The organism is Acetobacteroides hydrogenigenes, assembly GCF_004340205.1.
Classification (GTDB): Bacteria; Bacteroidota; Bacteroidia; order Bacteroidales; family ZOR0009; genus Acetobacteroides; species Acetobacteroides hydrogenigenes.
Genome location: NZ_SLWB01000004.1, coordinates 37,596 through 55,635, shown reverse-complemented (window position 1 = coordinate 55,635; position 18,040 = coordinate 37,596). Strand labels below are relative to the sequence as shown.

Genomic DNA, 18,040 nt, shown 5'->3' with positions numbered 1-18,040 from the left:
TTTTTATATGGGTAGGCTAAAGTAGCCGTCGAGCACCAGCTTGGTGGGGATCATCTTCATTCGGGCAACGTTGTAGATAAGCTCGGCTACCTCTTTAGGATCGATAAACGCTTGTACTCGATCCTCGAAATACTTGCGCTCGTCGGCGCTCACCCCTGCCCAGAGGGCGGTTTCCACCGGGCCCAGCTGCAGGTTGAACACGTTCATCAGCCCCTGACGGCCGTAGCGGGCGTTGTAGCTCTTGGCCAAATTGTCGATGTAGGCGAAGCTGGCGCCGTAGTGCGGCGCCGAGGGTAGTCCGAAGTCGGCGCTCTGCCCCAGCAGGTTCACCAGCAGCCCGCCCTTGTTGAGGTGCTTCTTGGCCAGCGTGAAGATGGCCACGTAGCCGCGCAGGTAGCGCTCCATCATGGTATAATCATCCAGCGAGTCGAGGCTGGTGTTGATGTACGGGAACGAGGCGGTTACGATTAGGTCCAGCGCTCCGATCTGCGCGAAAACCGCTTCGATCGCTTCAATGTTGGTAATATCTAGCTGGAATGAGGTTCCTTCGGGTAGGTTGTCCCTTTTCGATCGGTAGGTATAGCAGATATCGTACTCGCTGCCGAGCCGATTGATGATGCAGCGCCCCATATCGGAGCCTGCGCCTACCACTAGCGCTTTTTTCTTCATGCTTTCTAGGATGATGGCGGTGCAAGTATAGCAAGAATCGGCGATATTCCGTGCTGCACCTTCGGGGTTTGGCCAATACCTATGGGGATTTTCCTGCCGCAGCGCTGCAGCGACCCAATCCCTATGAGGATTTGCCTGCCGCAGACTTGCAGCGACCCAATCCCTATGAGGATTTGCCTGCCGCAGACTTGCAGCGACCCAATCCCTATGAGGATTTGCTTGCCGCAGAGCTGCAGCAGCCCATTCCCTATAGGGATTGGCTTGCTGATGCATTGCAAAAGCGTATTATGCATACATAATTTATTGCCGCAGAGTTGCAGCAGCCAAATATGTATGCATAATTGCCTGCCGCAGGTTTGCAGCGACCCTTTATGCATGCATAATGGCTTGCCGCAGGTTTGCAGCGACCCTTTATGTATGCATAATGGCTTGCCGCAGGTTTGCAGCTACCTTTTATGTATGCATAATGGCGAAATTCGATTCTGAATATTTTGGGAATGCATAAAATGTTGGGGCGGACGTTGTGGTGGCGAACGATGTAGGGGCGAATAATTATTCGCCCCAACGGGAACAAATGGGTACAAAAAATCCCGCCTCCATCACTGGGGGCGGGATTTTATTATTGTAGGGGCGAAAAATTTTTCGCCCCTACAATAACGTTGTTTCTAACGTCTAACAATTATTTCGTTCCTAGCTCTACGGCTTTAGCAATGGCCTTTGCTATGCCCTGGGCGTTCTTTCCGCCGGCTTGGGCAAAGAATGGCTGACCGCCGCCGCCACCTTGGATCTCTTTGGCAGCCTCGCGGATAATCTGTCCGGCATTTACCCCCTTATCCTTGATAAGGGCATCGCCGGCTGCAACGGTAAGGCTTGGCTTGCCGTCGTTCACTGCACCTATTACTATAAGCAGATCGGCATGCTCGCCCTTTAGCTGGAAGGCAAGGTCCTTAATGGCATCTGGACTAAGGGCAACCTCTTCGGCAAGCACTTTAACGCCGTTTACCTCGGTAATCTTAGCCTTCAGTTCGCCCTTTAGCGCCACCACCTTTTCGCGCATCAGCGCATCGATGGTTTTGCGGAGCTCTGCCGCCTCATCGATCAGCTTCTTTAGTCCTGCTGATAGGTTGGCTGGGTTGTTGAGCAGTGCTTTTACCTCTTTTAATGATTCTTCCTGACCGTAGATTAGCTCCTCTGCACCCTTTGCGGTAACCGCCTCAATACGGCGAACACCTGCTGCAATGGCGCTTTCGGAGGTTATCTTGATGATTCCAATTTGACCGGTTGCTGGTACGTGGGTTCCACCGCAAAGCTCAACCGACTCGCCAAACTGGATAACGCGAACCTTATCGCCATACTTCTCGCCGAATAGCGCCATGGCGCCCATCTTTTGAGCCTCTTCGATTGGGGCTTCGCGACGTTCGTTTAGCGGGGTATTCTTGCGGATAAGCTCGTTTACGATGCGCTCAACCTGCTTAATCTCCTCGTCGGTTACCTTCTGGAAGTGGGCAAAGTCGAAGCGTAATCCATCAGGGCGAACCAACGATCCCTTTTGCTCAACGTGTGTGCCTAGCACCTGACGAAGCGCAAAGTGGAGTAGGTGGGTTGCCGAGTGGTTGTTGGCGGTGGCTGTGCGAGCCTCCTCGTTTACTACCGCATGGAAATTGGCCGATGCATCCTGTGGAAGCTTATCGGTGATATGTACGATAAGGTTATTCTCCTTAACGGTGTCGATGATGTTGATTCGCTCGCTTTCCGACTCGATGTAGCCCGAGTCGCCCACCTGTCCACCGCTCTCGCCGTAGAATGGGGTGCGGTCGAACACCAGCTGGTACTGAGTTTTATTCTTGCTCTTAACGGCACGGTAGCGGGCAATTACCACATCGGCGCTGCTATGGTCGTAACCGATAAACTCTTCGGTGTCGAACTTGCGTAGCTCCACCCAGTCGTCGGTTTCAACGGCTGCTGCGTTGCGCGAACGGTTCTTTTGCTCCTCTAGTTCTTTTTCAAAACCCACCTTATCAACGGTGAATCCCTTTTCGCGGGCAATCAGTTCGGTAAGGTCGTATGGGAAACCAAAGGTGTCGTTAAGTACGAAGGCGGTTTTACCGTCGATTTCGTTCTTTCCTTCGGCTTTTGCTTTTTCGATGATCGAATCTAGGTGACGAATGCCCGTTTCGAGGGTGCGAAGGAATGCAGCCTCCTCTTCGGTAATCACCTTTTCGATGAGCACCTGTTGCGATTTAAGCTCAGGGAACTGCTCGCCCATCTGTCCAACAAGAGTTGGAATAAGCTTGTTGATGAATGGCTCGTTGAAGCCAAGGAACGTGTACCCGTAGCGAACGGCACGGCGAAGGATTCGGCGAATAACGTATCCTGCCTTAACGTTCGATGGCAGCTGACCGTCTGCAATCGAGAAGGCGATGGCACGAAGGTGGTCGGCAATAACGCGCATGGCGATATCGGCCTCCTTGTTCTCACCGTACTTCTTACCCGACATTTCGGCAAGCTTCGTAATCATTGGTTGGAATACGTCGGTATCGTAGTTGCTCTTCTTGCCTTGTAGGGCCATGCAGAGGCGCTCGAATCCCATGCCGGTGTCAACGTGCTTGGCAGGTAGCAGCTCTAGGTCGCCGTTTGCCTTGCGGTTGAACTGCATGAATACGTTATTCCATATTTCAATTACAAGAGGATTATCCTTATTAACAAGATCACGACCTGCTACTTTAGCACGCTCGTCGTCATCTCGTAGATCGATATGAATTTCAGAACAAGGGCCGCATGGACCAGTTTCGCCCATTTCCCAGAAGTTGTCCTTCTTAGAACCGGGTAGGATTTGTGCTTCCGGAAGGTACTTCTTCCATATTTCGAAAGCCTCTAGGTCGGCCTCCATATTATCGTCCTTGCTACCGCCAAAGTACGAGGCGTAGAGACGATCCTTAGGTAGCTTGTACACGTCGGTTAGCAGCTCCCAAGCCCAAGCGATGGCTTCCTCCTTAAAGTAGTCACCAAACGACCAGTTGCCCAGCATCTCGAACATGGTGTGGTGGTAGGTATCGTGGCCTACCTCTTCGAGGTCGTTGTGCTTACCCGATACGCGCAGGCACTTCTGCGAGTCGGCAACACGGGGAAACTTGGCGGGTTGGTTGCCCAAAAAGATGTCCTTAAACTGGTTCATACCAGCGTTGGTAAACATCAGCGTAGGGTCGTTTTTTACGACCATGGGAGCCGAAGGCACAATCTCGTGCTGCTTCGAGCGGAAGAAATCAAAGAATGTTTTCCTAATCTCATTCGAATTCATACAGAACCGACTTTATTTCAATTTTACTTAATTTCGAAAAGCAGAAATGTCCTCAGATTCCTGCAAGATACCGTTTCGTGTAGTAGCTACAAAATCAGCAGCAGACTGCTGGATGTATGGTGCTTTAAACACGGCACACTCGCGGCCGATGGACTAAATACGAGGTTGTAAAATTAGTTTATTTCCGTTAGATTTGTCGCCCATCCAACCAATTTGTTCACAAATCAAACCAAGGTGTAATGGCCAAAATACAATATCGATTCAATCCCGAAACGCTTACATTCGATATCGTAGCCATTCCTTTAAAAACTCGTTTTGCCAAAGGTCTCGTTACTTTTCTGGTGGGATTTGCCATTGCTTCGGTTTTTATGGTGATATATGGGCTTTTCTTTGATACGCCTAAGTCGCACAACCTACGCCGTCAGAACGCTGAACTTCGGGTTAAGTACGAGTTGCTCAATAAGCGGTTCGATGAAACAGACCGAATTCTAACTGATTTGCAGGAGCGCGATAATACCGTTTACCGCTCCATCTTTGAGTTGGACATAATTCCCGAACAGGTTCGAGAGGCCGGTTCTGCCTCTTCGGAGAAGTACGAAAAACTTTCTGGTTACGAAAACTCCGACATCCTTATAGGGGCATCCGAAAAATTGGATATGCTCACCCGCAAGGTTTACCTACAGTCCAAATCGTTCGATCAGGTTGCCGTGCTGGCCAAGAGCAAGGAAAAAATGATGCTTTGCGTACCGGCCATCAACCCGGTTGCGCTTAAGGGAAGGCTTAGGTTGATGGAAAACTTCGGTGGCCGTATTGACCCTGTATACCGTAGATGGGCCTACCACGAAGGAATCGACATCTCTGGTCCGCAGGGCACCCCAATATACGCTACCGGTGATGGGGTTGTTGATTTAACCGAATATTCGTTTAGAGGTTACGGCAATCAGATACTTATCAGCCACGGATTTGGATACCATACGCGCTATGCACACCTCACAAAAGTATTGGTTGTACCTGGTCAAAGGGTAAAGCGTGGCGAGAAAATTGGACTGATGGGAAGCACCGGAAAGTCTACAGGATCGCACCTCCACTATGAGGTTATTGTGCGTGGGCGACCTGTAAATCCTGTAAACTACTTGAGCCGTGACATGGAGTTGGACGAGTATGAAAGCATAATCGACAATGCTCCTCAAACGAAGAGTAAAGGGACGGATCTTTCTAAATCGAAAAAGAGAAGAAGAAGATGAGCAAGCACAAATACCTATTCAACCCCGAGTCGTTGAGCTACCAAAAGGTGGGGCCAACGCTCAAGAAGCGGATTATTCGTGCTGCGGCGATTCTAATTACGGCAGCAGTAATATCTACCATCTACTATACTATCTACTCGTTTTTCTTTGATACGCCAGTAGAGAAGAAGCTAAAGCACGAAAATAAGCTGCTCGCCAAGCAGTATCGCGAACTCGACAAGCGTTTTGATAGGTTGCAGGAGGTTGTTGGCGATTTGCAAACTCGCGACCAAAATATCTATCGGGTGATCTTTGAGGCTGAACCCTACAAGGATAGCGTATTCTTGGCCGGGGGAAACTATGCCTTAAGGATAGAGGAAATAGAAAGCAAGAATAATAACGAGCTGATAGAGCAGAGTCAGACCGTATTGGAATCGGTCGCTGCAAAACAGGTACCAATAAATCTAGCTCTTCTAAAGCGAATTGATGTAATATCGAGAGCAAAAGGTGACTCCATTAGGCTTATTCCTTCTATAATTCCGCTTGAGCAGAAGGATATACGCCAGCTTGCCGCACCTATGGGGGTTCGCATACACCCTTTTTACAAAACATTAAAGCCGCATAATGGTGTCGATTTTACGGCACCAGCAGGATCGCCAGTTCTGGCGGCTGCCGATGGGGTAGTGGCGAAAACCGACAGCCGTCGTTCGAGTGGAAATTCTGTATTGATAAACCATACCAACGGGTACAGCACTTTTTACGCGCACTTAGGAAAAATAGGAGTTCGAAATGGGCAGCGAGTTAAAAAAGGGATGACAATTGGCTCTGTTGGCAGCTCCGGCATGAGCGTTGCACCTCATCTTCACTACGAAGTTTTAAAAAATAATCGTCCAGTTAATCCAGTGCATTTCTTTTTTGCCGATATTAGTCCTTCCGATTACCACAAGCTTATCCAAAAGGTAAGCCAGAGTGGGCAGAGTTTAGACTAAATTATACGCTATGCCTTACAAGGAAAAAAAAGTTGAGAAGCTGTTCTACAGCATCGGGGAAGTATCCGAGATGCTAGGGGTTAATCCTTCGCTTATTCGTTTTTGGGAGAAGCATTTCCCTATTATTAAACCTCAGAAGAATAAGAAGGGAAATAGGCTTTTTACAGTAAAGGATATTGAGAACCTAAAGCTTATCTACCATTTGGTAAAGGAAAAAGGGATGACCCTCGAAGGGGCTCAAAAACGGCTTAAGGATAACAAGGAGGGCGAAGATCGCAGCTTCGAAGTGGTCGATCGTCTTACAAAAATCAAGGAAATGCTGCTAGAGGTTAGCAGCCGCCTTCCGTAGTATTAGCAGCTTATTGATTTGTGCACTCCTTACGTTAGGAATGCCTTGTTGTATTGTTGCTTCTTTAATATCATTATTAGATGACCGTAAAAGATGTTGCCAAAATTGTAGAGCAGCTAGCCCCTGTTGGCTATCAGGAGGGGTACGACAACTCGGGGTTAAGCGTTGGATCGCCTTCTATGGAGGTGTCTGGCATTCTTCTTTGCTTCGATGTCACCGAAAAGGTGGTAGACGAAGCTATAGCACTAGGGGCTAACCTTATTATCTCGCACCATCCGGTTATTTTTTCAGGACTTAAGAGCATAACGGGGCGCAGTACGGTTGAGCGTATCGTGCTCAAGGCTATTCAGCATAACATTGCGCTTTACGCGGCGCACACCAACCTCGATAGCGTTCCCAGAGGCATAAACGATAAGCTATGCGACATTTTGGGACTTCAAAATCGTCAGGTGCTTAGTCCGCTAAAGGGACAGCTGGTAAAGATCGTAACCTTTGTCCCCCAACAACAAGCGCAGGACGTTCGCGATGCAATGTTTGCTGCAGGAGCAGGAGGCATTGGTAGCTACGATTGCTGTAGCTTTAACTCTGAGGGGAAGGGGTCGTTTAGAGCATCCGAAGGGGCAAATCCGTTCGTAGGGAAAATAGGGGAACTGCACTTCGAACCAGAAGTTCGAGTTGAGGTAGTTTGTCCTCGAATCTTTGTTAATGGCGTTGTTGGGGCAATGGTAGATGCTCATCCCTACGAGGAGGTTGCCTACGACATTGTTCCCCTAGAGAACGACTACAACAAGATCGGAATAGGAATGGTTGGCGAGCTTGAAGAGCCTATTGCGGCTTCAGCCTTTCTGGAGCTGGTTAAGGAAAAGCTAGGATGCTCGGTGCTTCGCTACTCTAATCCCAATAAGTCGCACGTAAAAAAAGTGGCCGTATGCGGTGGAAGCGGGGCCTCGTTGGCTGGTGTAGCTGTTGCCAAAGGTGCAGATGTTCTTGTAACAGGTGATGTGAAGTACCACGCCTTTCTCGACTATCAGGAAAAGCTTCTGCTCGTTGATGCTGGTCATTTTGAAACAGAGCAATTTGCTATTGGTATTTTTTATGATTTTATTAGAGAAAAAATAGCTAATTTCGCGGTTTACAAGACCGAACAAGTTGATAACCCAGTAAATTACTTATATCGCTGAATATGGCAACAGAAAAAAGCAAAGCCCAAGATGCTAACGAGCTTTCGGTAGAGGAAAGACTCAGAACGCTTTATGAGCTTCAGGTTGTAGATTCTGAAATTGACAAAATCATAACACTTAGAGGCGAACTTCCTCTTGAAGTTCAAGACCTCGAAGATGAAATCGAAGGTTTAGATACTCGTGTTAGAAACCTCGAAACCGAAATTTTGAACCTTGAAAGTCAGATTGCCAAGAAAAAATCAGACATTGAAACCTCAAAAGGATTAATCGCAAAGTACAGCGAGCAGCAAAACAACGTTCGTAACAACCGCGAGTTCGAATCCTTAGCAAAGGAAATTGAATTTCAAACGCTCGAAATAGAGCTTGCCGAAAAGCGTATTCGTGAATTTACTATGCAGGTGAAGGATAAGCGTCGTCTTATTGAGGATGCCAAAACTCACATGCAGGAGCGCGCTATTGATTTGGAAAATAAGCGTCGCGAACTCGATGAAATTACATCTGAAACCCAAAAGGAGGAAAATGACCTTCGTGAGCGTTCGGAGCAGCTTCAGCATCTTATAGAGCCTCGTCTTCTTTACGCATACAAGCGTATTCGTTCGAATGCTCGTAACGGGTTGGCTGTTGCAACCGTTAAACGCGATGCTTGTGGTGGTTGCTTCAACCGTATTCCACCACAGCGCCAACTCGACATTAAGCTCAGCAAAAAGGTTATTGTTTGCGAGTACTGCGGGCGTATTCTTGTAGATACTTCCCTATCGGGCGAGGAAATCGAATAGCTCAATTCAAAGCATACATACAAAGGGCTGCTCCAATAGGGCAGCCTTTGTTTTTGGGAAGCAATCGCTATGATTTTTAGGATGAAGTGCTTTGGGCTCCTGTATGTGCCGGACAAATATTTGTTACAACGATGAAATAGAAATCCGCTGGTGGCGGAAACCTGTTACAACGATGAAATGCCATTCCGCTAGTGGCGGAAGTCCGTTTCATCGTTGTAATGCCATTCCGCAGCTGGCGGAAGCTCGTTTCTTCGTTGAAATGCCATTCCGCTGATAGCGGAAGCTTATTCCATCGTTGAAATAACAATCCGCTGCCAGCGGAAATCCATTTCATCGTTGTAATGGATTTCCGTTAGCAGCGGACGTGTATTTTCGGTCTGTAAATTTACTTGTGCGATTAGCGTTTGCTACCAGTCTCCACCAGCGCCGCCGCCGCCGAAGTCTCCGCCGCCAAAGCCGCCGAAGTCGCTTCCTCCGCCAAAGCCTCCGCCTCCGCTAAAGTCGCTCCATCCGCCCGAACTACGATGTCCTCCTCCGAAACTACTGCCCATGCCCATTAGAAGAAGCCACCAAGGAAGGCTGCTAGTATGGTGTCCTGCAGAGGTGTAAACCGAGCTTGCATTTCTTCGGGCTCGACTAGCCGCAGCAACAATGCCAAACACTATCGCTATTATAATGAATACGAGTACGGATGACAGCGGCGATACTTCTTTTCCCGCGCCTTTCCTATCGGCCTTATACTCGCCCTTGGCCATCTGAATGATGGCGGTTGTGGCCTCATCCAATCCCTGGTAGTACTGATTTCTTCTAAAAGCAGGAATCAGTACCTCATCGGTAAGCCTATTGCTTCGGGCATCGGGAATGGCACCTTCCATTCCGTAGCCGGTAGCGATAAAGACTTTCCCTTTTTCGCTGCCAACTCTAGGTTTAATAAGGATTAAGAGGCCGTTATTCTTGCCTTTTTGCCCGATTCCCCACTTGCGTCCTAGCGCAAACGCGTACTCGCTGATGTCGTAACCATCCAGTGTGGGCACGGTTACAATGGCTATTTGAGTAGAAGTTGAGTCGTTGTATGCTCTGAGCTTCGTTTCCAGCTGCTGCTGTTCTTGAGGGGTGAGCAAGTTGGCAAAGTCGTTTACCATTTGGGGCGGATTTGGCCTTTCGGGTAGATTTTGCCCAAACGATGCAAGCGCAGATGCCAAAACGAATAGCAGCGTGTATAGTAGTTTCATGTTGTTTAAATTTGGGTGGCTATTCCTTTGAATCGCCAAAGGAAATTTCATCGGAAAGCTCGTTAACATCGTCGGTTGCTCTAGGGAAGTGCTTCTTTAGCTGTTCTCCCGCTAGGAGTAAGCCTTCCGTAAGGCCTTCGGTAAATAGCCCTTCCTTAAACTTGTTCGCCATCGTATTTTTAATGCACTCCCAAAAATTAGTAGGAACTCTTTTGTTGATTCCTGCATCGCCAATAATGGCAAACTTGCGATCGGCAGTGGCAAGGTAGAAGAGCACTCCGTTTCGGAGATCTGTTTGGTGCATTCCAAGCTCAGCAAATACGTTTGCAGCTCTATCGAGCACGTTTTTTTCCTTGCAGTGTGCTTCTATATGAACCCGAATTTCACCAGAGGTGTTTAGCTCTGCTTCCTTAATGGCGTTAACAATGGCCTCTTGATCTTTTTCGCTGAATAGCAGCTGGCTTTTCATCGTAAAATAGTTGAAAAGCAACCCTAACATGGTAGGGTTGCTCGGGTTGTTATGTTTTAGAACTTAACTTCGGGTGCTTTTTCGGCACCTTTGTCAGCTTCGAAGTAGGCGGCTTTCTCGAATCCAAACATCGAAGCAAATATCATTTGAGGAAATTTGCGGATGGTTTGGTTGTAGGTTTTTACCTCGTTGTTAAAGTCGTTGCGGGCAACCGTGATTCTGTTTTCGGTACCTTCGAGCTGTGATTGTAGATCGAGGAAGTTTTGGTTAGCCTTTAGATTTGGGTAGTTCTCGGCAACAGCTAGCAACCTTCCTAATGCTGACGAAACTTGGTTCTGTGCGGCTTGGAACTCTTGGATGCTCTTCGCATCGAGTTTCTCTGGGCTAACGGTTACCTTTGTTGCACCTGCACGAGCCTCCATAACCTGAGTTAAGGTCGATTTTTCGAAATCGGCATACCCTTTAACGGTGTTTACCAGGTTAGGGATGAGGTCTGCTCTTCTCTGATACTGGGCCTCCACTTGCGACCATTTCCCCTTTACATTCTCGTCCATAACAACAAGCTTGTTGTACGAGTTTTTAAACCATAAAAACATGATAAGAACAAAAACTGCAACTGCAGCTAATACTATCCAAGTCTTTTTCATTTTTGTCGTTTTATTTGCGTTAACAGCGAAAAGATAAGCAAAATGTATGCAACATTTCTATGTTACGGGGATTTGTCATTAAATTATTTTGAGCCAATCCCTCGTTCTATGAGTTGCTGCTTCTTCTTTAGTGATGTTTGTGTTACCCCACCATTGCTTCTCGGGTTGTTTTATGCTGCGTATAAATGGTGTAGTACATATGGACACGTTAAGATCTCGTGATAGAGATGGCATTTCTGATGCCATCTCTGACCTAAAGTCTTTTGAATTTGATTGAGTTTTTTGGGTTGAACGAGTTCTGGTAGTAAAGAAATTTTGTGCTACTTTTTGTCAAGTTTTGCGACATTTTGGCAGTGTACAAGGTTGTATTCATCCTGCAAAAAAATAAAGCCCAACAGTATTGTCGGGCTTTAATATGTAATTGAAGTATTTACCTATGCCATCGGCCTCCTCTGACTCTTCCTCTGCTGCGAGAATTTCTGCTGTACTTGTCTTGACCAAGCTCCGTACCTATACTTATTCTAAACGTGTTTGCAAGAGGATTGCTCGTACCATTATTAGATGTAGGTATTAAATAGGATACGTCCAGTATAAACAAGTTGTATTTCAATCCGCCTCCAACAGTGAAGAACTTTCTATCTCCCTTGCTTTTTGATTCGCTGAACGATCCGGCTCTTATGCTAAGGAGGTTGTTAAAGGAGTATTCGGCGCCTAACGAAAAGGAAAAACCGCCGGGCATATCGGAGAATGAGCTGAAAATACCTCCTAGCACATCTTTATCTCCGTTTATGTTGGTTCCTTGTTCATCGTACTTAGGAGTGGGGACAAGAAGTTTTGCGACTTCAACAAGTCCTGATATTCTATGTATTCGGCTTGCCGTTGCTGTGTATCGACCTCCTATTCGTAAGGTTGTTGGCAGGAATGATTTTGCATTTTCGTTGTTGCTATACGCCACTTTTGAACCTATATTCGAAATCGATAATCCAAAGGCTACATCCCCATCGTTATACCTTCCAAGGGCTTGGCTGTAGTAAAGAGAAATGTCAGCAGCAAAAGAACTGGCCTTTTTAGTTTCTACGGCATCTTGAGTATAGCCTCCCGTGAGGTTTGAACTTATGTATCTAAAGCTTATTGCAGATGAAAGCATATCGTTTAGTCGACGAGAGTAAGCACCATCGAATGCAAATTCGTTTGGCTTAAACTGCTTTTGAAGGGTATTTGTGTTGTCTGTAAACTCAACTTCTCCAAGAGAAAAGTACCTTAGAGATGCGCTTATAGATTGGCTCTCATCTATTCTGTAGTATCCCGCAATATTGCTTAAGCTAACACCATTAATGATGTTTTTTAGCCATGGGGTATACGTAAAGGAGAACCCTCCCTTGGCTTCTGCAAAGATGTACTTTGCAGGATTCCAATATTGTGAATTGTTATCAGGGCTACTAGCCACGCCTTGATCCCCATATCCAGCTGCTCTAGAATCAGGTGTTATAGTTAAAAATGGCGCGGCAACCCTAATGGGATTGAACTCTTGATCAATAACATCCGACTGAGCAAATACCGAACTTGTAAATAAAATTCCCCCCATTACACACACTCCAACAGCAAATTTCCTTAGCATCCCTTAATCCATATTTATAAGCCCTAAAAATAGTTTTTTATTCCAATTACTAATTACGTTTTTTCTTATTTCTGGGAAGGATTTGGTGTATGTGACGTTTATATTTTTGGTATACAACGAAAAAGCAGGAGGTGTCAGAAATTAGACGTCTCCTGCTTTTTTGCTATATGTGCGATAATATAACCTCTAGCAGAGAGGTTATATCCTGCATGCTATCTTGGGATTTGAACTCCTATTGAAAATCTGAAAGTATTGTCAAGCGGGTTATTTCTTCCCCCACTAGAAGGTATGAGGTATGAAGCGTCAACGGTAAAGGCTTTGTAGTTGATTCCAACTCCAAATGTGTAAAACTTTCTATTTCCTTTGGTTTCTGCTTCGTGAAAGTAGCCTGTACGGAGCGCAAAAATGTTTGCGTAGCTGTATTCAGCACCAATTGAATAAACGAACTCTTTAAGTTCTTCGCTGAATCCGCCTTTAGCATCGCCAAATGAAGAGAAAATACCATCAATTACGCCTTTGTCGGCATTCTTGTCTATTCCGTTCTCAATGTTTGGAGATGGCACAAGTAGCTTTGAGGTTTCGAGCAATCCCGAAATCTTGCTTTTTTCTCCAATGGTTCGAGTGTAGCGTGCTCCAATTCTTAGGTTGGTAGGTATAAAAGACTTTTCGCCTACATCGCTATAGGAAATTTTGGGGCCAATATTCGAGATGTTAACTCCAAGAGCATATTCATTTTTATCAGCCCTTTTTTGATAGTAGAGGGCAATGTCTGCCGCAAATGCTGATGCTGCTTTGGTTTCTACGTTTAGATCGGGGATGGCGTTGCTTCCCATCAGATCTGAGCGTAAGTAGCGGAATGCTATCGCTGCAGAAAAAGATTCTGTCAGTTTTCTTGAATAGGCTAAGTCTATAGCAAACTCATTAGGCTTAAAGTCGGAGGTTACGTTGCCGAAATCATCCCTAAAGGAAATGTTGCCTAACGAAAAGTATCGTAACGAAGCACTAACAGTTTGCTTATCGTCAAACCTGTAAAACCCAGATAGAAAGTGTAGGTTAATGTCGTCTGCAATATTATTCAGCCATGGAGTAAAGGAATACGATCCTCCATATTTACTATTTGAAAAAGAATATTTTGCTGGATTCCAGTATTGTGAGCTATTGTCGGGGCTTGATGCGACACCTTGATCTCCATAGCCAGCCGATCTGGCATCGGGGGTGATTGTTAGGAAAGGAGCACCCATATTTATTTGACTATCTTGCCCGAATAAGTTCGAAGAGAGAACTAGTAAAGAACCGAGTAGAAGAAATGGCCGAAACATATTACACATTATTTTCTTTGTAAGATTAATAGGTGGTAAATTTAAGCTAAATTAATTTCAAAATAAAACATAGACTACAGGGATGTGTAAGATTGAGCGCAACGTGAAATTCAGAATCCTGTAATGCGTTGTATAATAAGTTTGTTTTGTTTTAGATCACTGAATAAGCATTACGGTGTTTTTAGGTTAACTGTCAAAACGTAGCTTATATGGTCTTTCGATTTCTTTTTCTAGTGTTGGGATGCTGATATTTCTGCTTTTGGTAAAGGCCATGTTTCCTTCAAAAAAGACAATGATAGTTGGCGCTGTAAAAATTCGGTATTGTCCATGTATATTGGGGACTTTGTTCATATTTATATGGAGTAACTGTATGTTTGGAAAAGCATTTTGAATTAGTTCTACAATTTTGGGTCTTAGCACATGGCAAACGCCACAATCGTTACTGCTGAAATAGGCTAAAACAGCAACATTTTCTCTTATGGCTTTCTCAAATTCTTCTAGAGACTCTATTTCAACCATTTTAGTTTCGTATAGTTTTTAGGTTTCTTTACTTCGATAGGATTACAACAGCATAAGCTTCAATACCTTCTTCCCTGCCAACAAAACCAAGTTTTTCGGTTGTTGTTGCTTTTACATTTACTTGGCTTGCATCAACCTTCATTACTTTTGAAAGCGTTTCAATCATTTGGGGAATGTAGTTTTTGATTTTTGGGCGTTGCAAACACAATACGCAATCAACATTACCGATCCCGTAACCCTTTTCAGCGATAAGACTGACAGTTCTATCCAAGAGTATTTTACTGTCTATGCCTTTAAATTCTGGAGAGGTGTCGGGAAAATGGACGCCAATGTCGCGAAGACCTGCAGCACCTAGTATTGCATCGCAAATGGCATGAATTAGAACATCTCCATCGGAATGGGCTACGGAGCCTTTTTCATGTTCAATCTTAATACCTCCTAGCCAAAGTTCTAATCCTGGAGCAAGTTTATGTACATCATATCCATTACCAACTCGTATGTTCATGGCCTGTTGTTTGTTGTAAGGTTAGATATTTTACTGTTTCTTTCGAACGTTGCTTTTTTCAAAGGTAGTCTATTTTATTTAGGCTAAAGCCTGGTTTAGTAAAGGGGGAAAGCTATTTATTCTGATATTTTTGGCAAGGAATCGCAGCTGCTCTTCAATGTAAGGTAAGTATGTAATGTTTTTACTGCTTTTAGAAAATCCTTAATGTTAAGAAAGGCGGTTTAGCTGGCGGTCAAATGCTTTTTTTTTATTTTTCATAAAATTATCATGGCTCTCCTATCTTGTTAGGGTATTAATTTTTATATTTGGAAGGTTAAAAAGAAGGGATAACGTAGACCAAAGGATTTTACTATGAAGATTAACAGTACGGTATTTCCATTGTTGGCCATCTCAGCGCTTATGCTTGTTGGATGTGGGGGGAATAGTAATACAGCAAGGAAAGGAAGTTCACCAACAACCGGTTGGGCTTACAATGATCCCAAGATGGGGGGCTTTGAAGTTAAAGATGCCCAAGAGCAAGATCTTGGACCCAATTTGGTATTTGTAGAAGGTGGAACATTTACGATGGGGCAAACCCAACAGGATATCTTTTACGATTGGAATAACGTTCCTCGACGAGTAACTGTGGACAACTTCTACATGGATGAGACCGAAGTTACTAATGTGGATTATAGAGAATATCTATTTTGGTTGCGTAAAGCATATCCAAACTTTATTCAGGTATACCGTAAGGCGCTTCCTGATACTAACGTGTGGCGTCGAGAGTTGGCCTTCAACGATCCATTGATGAAGAACTATCTGCGTCTTCCTCAGTTTAATGACTATCCAGTTGTAGGTGTGTCTTGGCGTCAGGCAAACGACTACTGTACTTGGAGAACAGACCGTGTTAACGAGCTTCGTCTTATAGAGTATGGTGTCCTTGATTATGATCCCGCATCTCAGTTTAATACTGATGCATATCTTGCAGGGCAATATGAAGGGAAAGTTAAGAAGAATCTGCCAAGTTTGAGCAACTCAAAGGATGGCAAAAACGGGACTCGTAGAGTTACTCTTGAAGATGGAATCATCCTTCCTCAATATAGGCTTCCTACTGAAGCGGAGTGGGAGTATGCTGCTTTGGCTCTTATCGGAAACACCTACGATGAGCGTGTGGTAGAGCGTAAGGCATACCCATGGAATGGGCACAGCTTGCGTAATTCAGATCCCAAAGATCGAGGTATTTTTGCCGCCAACATGAGGAGAGGAAGTGGTGACTACAAAGGAACTGCAGGAAGCGCTAATGATGGTTTTTCTAAACCAGCCCCTGTTCGTTCGTTCTGGCCAAATGATTTCGGACTTTACGATATGGCAGGAAACGTAAACGAATGGGTACTCGATGTTTATCGTCCGCTTACATTTGAGGATGTTGAAGACTTCCGTCCTTTCCGTGGAAACGTCTTTACAGAATACAGGAAAAAGGAAGATGGTAGTGTAATGGTTGACTCTTTGAAGCACCTTGTTATAGATACTGTTAAGTCGGTAAAGAGGTATAACTATAGGAAAGGGGATAACCGTAACATTAAAGATGGTGATCTAGGAACGATCTTAGGTTACTCGATGGAGAATAGTTCGGACAGCCTTAGTACAACTCATAAGATGTACTATCAGGGAAATAATAAAGCAACAACACGTCCTAACGATGGTATGGCCTCTCTTGTTAGCGATAAATCGAGGGTCTATAAAGGTGGCTCTTGGAGGGATAGAGCTTACTGGTTAGTTCCAGGAACTCGCCGATTCCTAGATGAAAACGAAGCACGAGACGATATAGGCTTTCGCTGTGCTATGGAAAGTTTAGGTGACCGAATTCCTGCAAATACCAAGAAGAAGAAAAAGTAAGAACCTTAATAACATAAAGAAAGCCTCATTTTGAGGTTTTCTTTTTTTATATAGATAAGTATGGACGCTTTAGACATAATCTTTCAGCAGTATACTAAAAATCCCAAAGTTACTACTGATACAAGAGGAATTGCTCCTGGTGATATATTCTTTGCCCTGAAAGGTGCTAATTTTGATGGGAATGCGTTTGCAGGTAGAGCTTTAGAATTGGGTGCTGCTCTTACTGTTGTTGATGATAAATCGATAAAAGGAGATCGTATTGTTTATGTTGAGAACAGTCTTCTTGCACTTCAAGAGCTTGCTAGGATGTATCGACGGACTCTTAATATTCCATTTATTGGTTTAACCGGCACAAATGGTAAGACTACTACTAAGGAACTAATTGTTGCTGTGCTGAGCTCTAAATATAAGGTTGCTGCAACTAAGGGCAATTTAAACAATCAAATAGGTGTACCTCTTACCATTCTTTCTATACCATTCGATGCACAGGTGGCTGTAATAGAGATGGGGGCTAATCATCCGTTGGATATAGATGAGCTGACCTCGATTGCAATGCCTGATTTTGGGCTGATTACGAATGTCGGAAAAGCTCATTTTGAAGGTTTTGGAAGTTTTGAAGGTGTAAAAAAAACCAAAGGAGAACTCTATGATTTTGTAAAGAAGAAAAATGGAAAAATCTTTATAAACTCAGCGAATTCGCATTTGGTACAGATGGCTCAAGAGCGTGAAATTACTAATACGATTTCTTATGGACTTGGCGAGATGGGTGCAGAAATCTTACAAAAAGATCTTGATCATCCCTTCCTGAGACTGAATTTATCTAAAGGAATACTGGATGGCATTATGCTTGAAACTCGTCTTGTTGGCGATTATAATGCCGATAACGTACTGGCTGCTGTAACAATTGGCCTTCATTTTGACGTACCTGTTGAAAGCATTAGGGCATCTCTACTTGCATATACTCCAACCAATAACAGGTCGCAGTTGATGCGAACTGAAAATAATTTGGTTATTGTGGATTGCTACAATGCCAACCCTACAAGTATGGAGGCTGCTATTTCTAACTTTACTAAGTTTAATGTTGGGCATAAAGTGGCCATATTGGGGGATATGCTCGAACTAGGTGACGCATCAGCGGTTGAGCATGCAAAGGTCATTGATCTTGCCCAGAAAATGGGGGTTGATGAAGTTATGCTTGTTGGACAAGAGTTTGTTTCTGTATCAAAGAATGTCGGTGCTATTTTATTTATGACCTCGGAAGAGTTAGCAGAATACTTGAGGGTTAATCCAATCGTCAACTCGCTGGTTCTAGTTAAGGGTTCTAGAGGAATTAAACTCGAAAATGTTTTATCTTTACTCTAATATAAAGTT

At 44.7% G+C, this 18,040-nt stretch carries 17 protein-coding genes; 7 read left to right on the top strand and 10 right to left on the bottom strand.

What is annotated here, in order from left to right:
* Window positions 1–3 precede the first annotated feature (3 nt).
* The 3 genes from CLV25_RS05620 to alaS form a co-directional block, all read right to left on the bottom strand.
* The gene (locus CLV25_RS05620) at window positions 4–669 is read right to left on the bottom strand and encodes an SDR family oxidoreductase (protein WP_165876998.1); all 666 of its coding nucleotides are present in this window, start codon (window positions 667–669) and stop codon (window positions 4–6) included.
* Window positions 670–674: 5 nt separating this feature from the next.
* Window positions 675–962: a hypothetical protein gene (locus CLV25_RS15915; protein WP_165876997.1), complete on the bottom strand. Its 288-nt coding sequence runs from the start codon at window positions 960–962 to the stop codon at window positions 675–677.
* Between the two features lie 386 nt (window positions 963–1,348).
* Window positions 1,349–3,967 (bottom strand): alanine--tRNA ligase, encoded by a 2,619-nt coding sequence (gene alaS / locus CLV25_RS05615; RefSeq protein ID WP_131838660.1) that lies wholly within the window; start codon window positions 3,965–3,967, stop codon window positions 1,349–1,351.
* Window positions 3,968–4,206: 239 nt separating this feature from the next.
* Here alaS and CLV25_RS05610 point away from each other — a divergent pair, with 239 nt between their 5' ends.
* The 5 genes from CLV25_RS05610 (at window position 4,207) to CLV25_RS05590 (ending at window position 8,485) form a co-directional block, all read left to right on the top strand.
* Window positions 4,207–5,211 (top strand): M23 family metallopeptidase, encoded by a 1,005-nt coding sequence (locus tag CLV25_RS05610; protein WP_131838659.1) that lies wholly within the window; start codon window positions 4,207–4,209, stop codon window positions 5,209–5,211.
* The gene (locus tag CLV25_RS05605; protein WP_131838658.1) at window positions 5,208–6,179 is read left to right on the top strand and encodes a M23 family metallopeptidase; all 972 of its coding nucleotides are present in this window, start codon (window positions 5,208–5,210) and stop codon (window positions 6,177–6,179) included. The genes CLV25_RS05610 and CLV25_RS05605 overlap by 4 nt, the downstream gene beginning before the upstream one ends.
* Before the next feature lie 10 nt (window positions 6,180–6,189).
* Window positions 6,190–6,528, top strand: a complete 339-nt coding sequence (locus CLV25_RS05600; RefSeq protein ID WP_131838657.1) for a MerR family transcriptional regulator — start codon at window positions 6,190–6,192, stop codon at window positions 6,526–6,528.
* Window positions 6,529–6,608: 80 nt separating this feature from the next.
* Window positions 6,609–7,709: a Nif3-like dinuclear metal center hexameric protein gene (locus CLV25_RS05595; RefSeq protein WP_131838656.1), complete on the top strand. Its 1,101-nt coding sequence runs from the start codon at window positions 6,609–6,611 to the stop codon at window positions 7,707–7,709.
* 2 nt (window positions 7,710–7,711) lie between these two features.
* Window positions 7,712–8,485, top strand: a complete 774-nt coding sequence (locus CLV25_RS05590) for a zinc ribbon domain-containing protein (RefSeq protein WP_131838655.1) — start codon at window positions 7,712–7,714, stop codon at window positions 8,483–8,485.
* A gap of 407 nt (window positions 8,486–8,892) precedes the next feature.
* On the opposite strand, the gene CLV25_RS05585 is transcribed toward CLV25_RS05590, so the two are convergent.
* The 7 genes from CLV25_RS05585 to ispF all read right to left on the bottom strand — a co-directional run bounded on the left by CLV25_RS05585 (window position 8,893) and on the right by ispF (window position 14,794).
* Window positions 8,893–9,717, bottom strand: a complete 825-nt coding sequence (locus CLV25_RS05585) for a TPM domain-containing protein (protein WP_131838654.1) — start codon at window positions 9,715–9,717, stop codon at window positions 8,893–8,895.
* A gap of 19 nt (window positions 9,718–9,736) precedes the next feature.
* Window positions 9,737–10,186: a TPM domain-containing protein gene (locus CLV25_RS05580; RefSeq protein WP_131838653.1), complete on the bottom strand. Its 450-nt coding sequence runs from the start codon at window positions 10,184–10,186 to the stop codon at window positions 9,737–9,739.
* 56 nt (window positions 10,187–10,242) lie between these two features.
* Window positions 10,243–10,833: a LemA family protein gene (locus CLV25_RS05575; RefSeq protein ID WP_131838652.1), complete on the bottom strand. Its 591-nt coding sequence runs from the start codon at window positions 10,831–10,833 to the stop codon at window positions 10,243–10,245.
* A 430-nt stretch (window positions 10,834–11,263) separates the two neighbouring features.
* Window positions 11,264–12,451, bottom strand: coding sequence for a type IX secretion system outer membrane channel protein PorV (gene porV / locus CLV25_RS05570; protein WP_131838651.1), 1,188 nt, complete (start codon window positions 12,449–12,451; stop codon window positions 11,264–11,266).
* A 212-nt stretch (window positions 12,452–12,663) separates the two neighbouring features.
* Window positions 12,664–13,770 (bottom strand): type IX secretion system outer membrane channel protein PorV, encoded by a 1,107-nt coding sequence (porV, locus tag CLV25_RS05565; RefSeq protein WP_262709460.1) that lies wholly within the window; start codon window positions 13,768–13,770, stop codon window positions 12,664–12,666.
* Between the two features lie 186 nt (window positions 13,771–13,956).
* Window positions 13,957–14,289 carry a thioredoxin family protein gene (locus tag CLV25_RS05560; protein ID WP_131838649.1) on the bottom strand — a complete coding sequence of 111 codons (333 nt, stop codon included), beginning with the start codon at window positions 14,287–14,289 and terminating at the stop codon, window positions 13,957–13,959.
* Window positions 14,290–14,317: 28 nt separating this feature from the next.
* Complete coding sequence (ispF, locus tag CLV25_RS05555; RefSeq protein WP_131838648.1) at window positions 14,318–14,794, bottom strand: 2-C-methyl-D-erythritol 2,4-cyclodiphosphate synthase; 477 nt, start codon at window positions 14,792–14,794, stop codon at window positions 14,318–14,320.
* Window positions 14,795–15,145: 351 nt separating this feature from the next.
* On the opposite strand from ispF, the gene CLV25_RS05550 reads away from it, so the two are divergent.
* The gene (locus tag CLV25_RS05550) at window positions 15,146–16,669 is read left to right on the top strand and encodes an SUMF1/EgtB/PvdO family nonheme iron enzyme (protein WP_131838647.1); all 1,524 of its coding nucleotides are present in this window, start codon (window positions 15,146–15,148) and stop codon (window positions 16,667–16,669) included.
* 60 nt (window positions 16,670–16,729) lie between these two features.
* Entirely contained in the window at window positions 16,730–18,031 is a 1,302-nt protein-coding gene (locus CLV25_RS05545; RefSeq protein WP_131838646.1) for a UDP-N-acetylmuramoyl-tripeptide--D-alanyl-D-alanine ligase, read from the top strand.
* The last annotated feature ends 9 nt before the right edge of the window (window positions 18,032–18,040 follow it).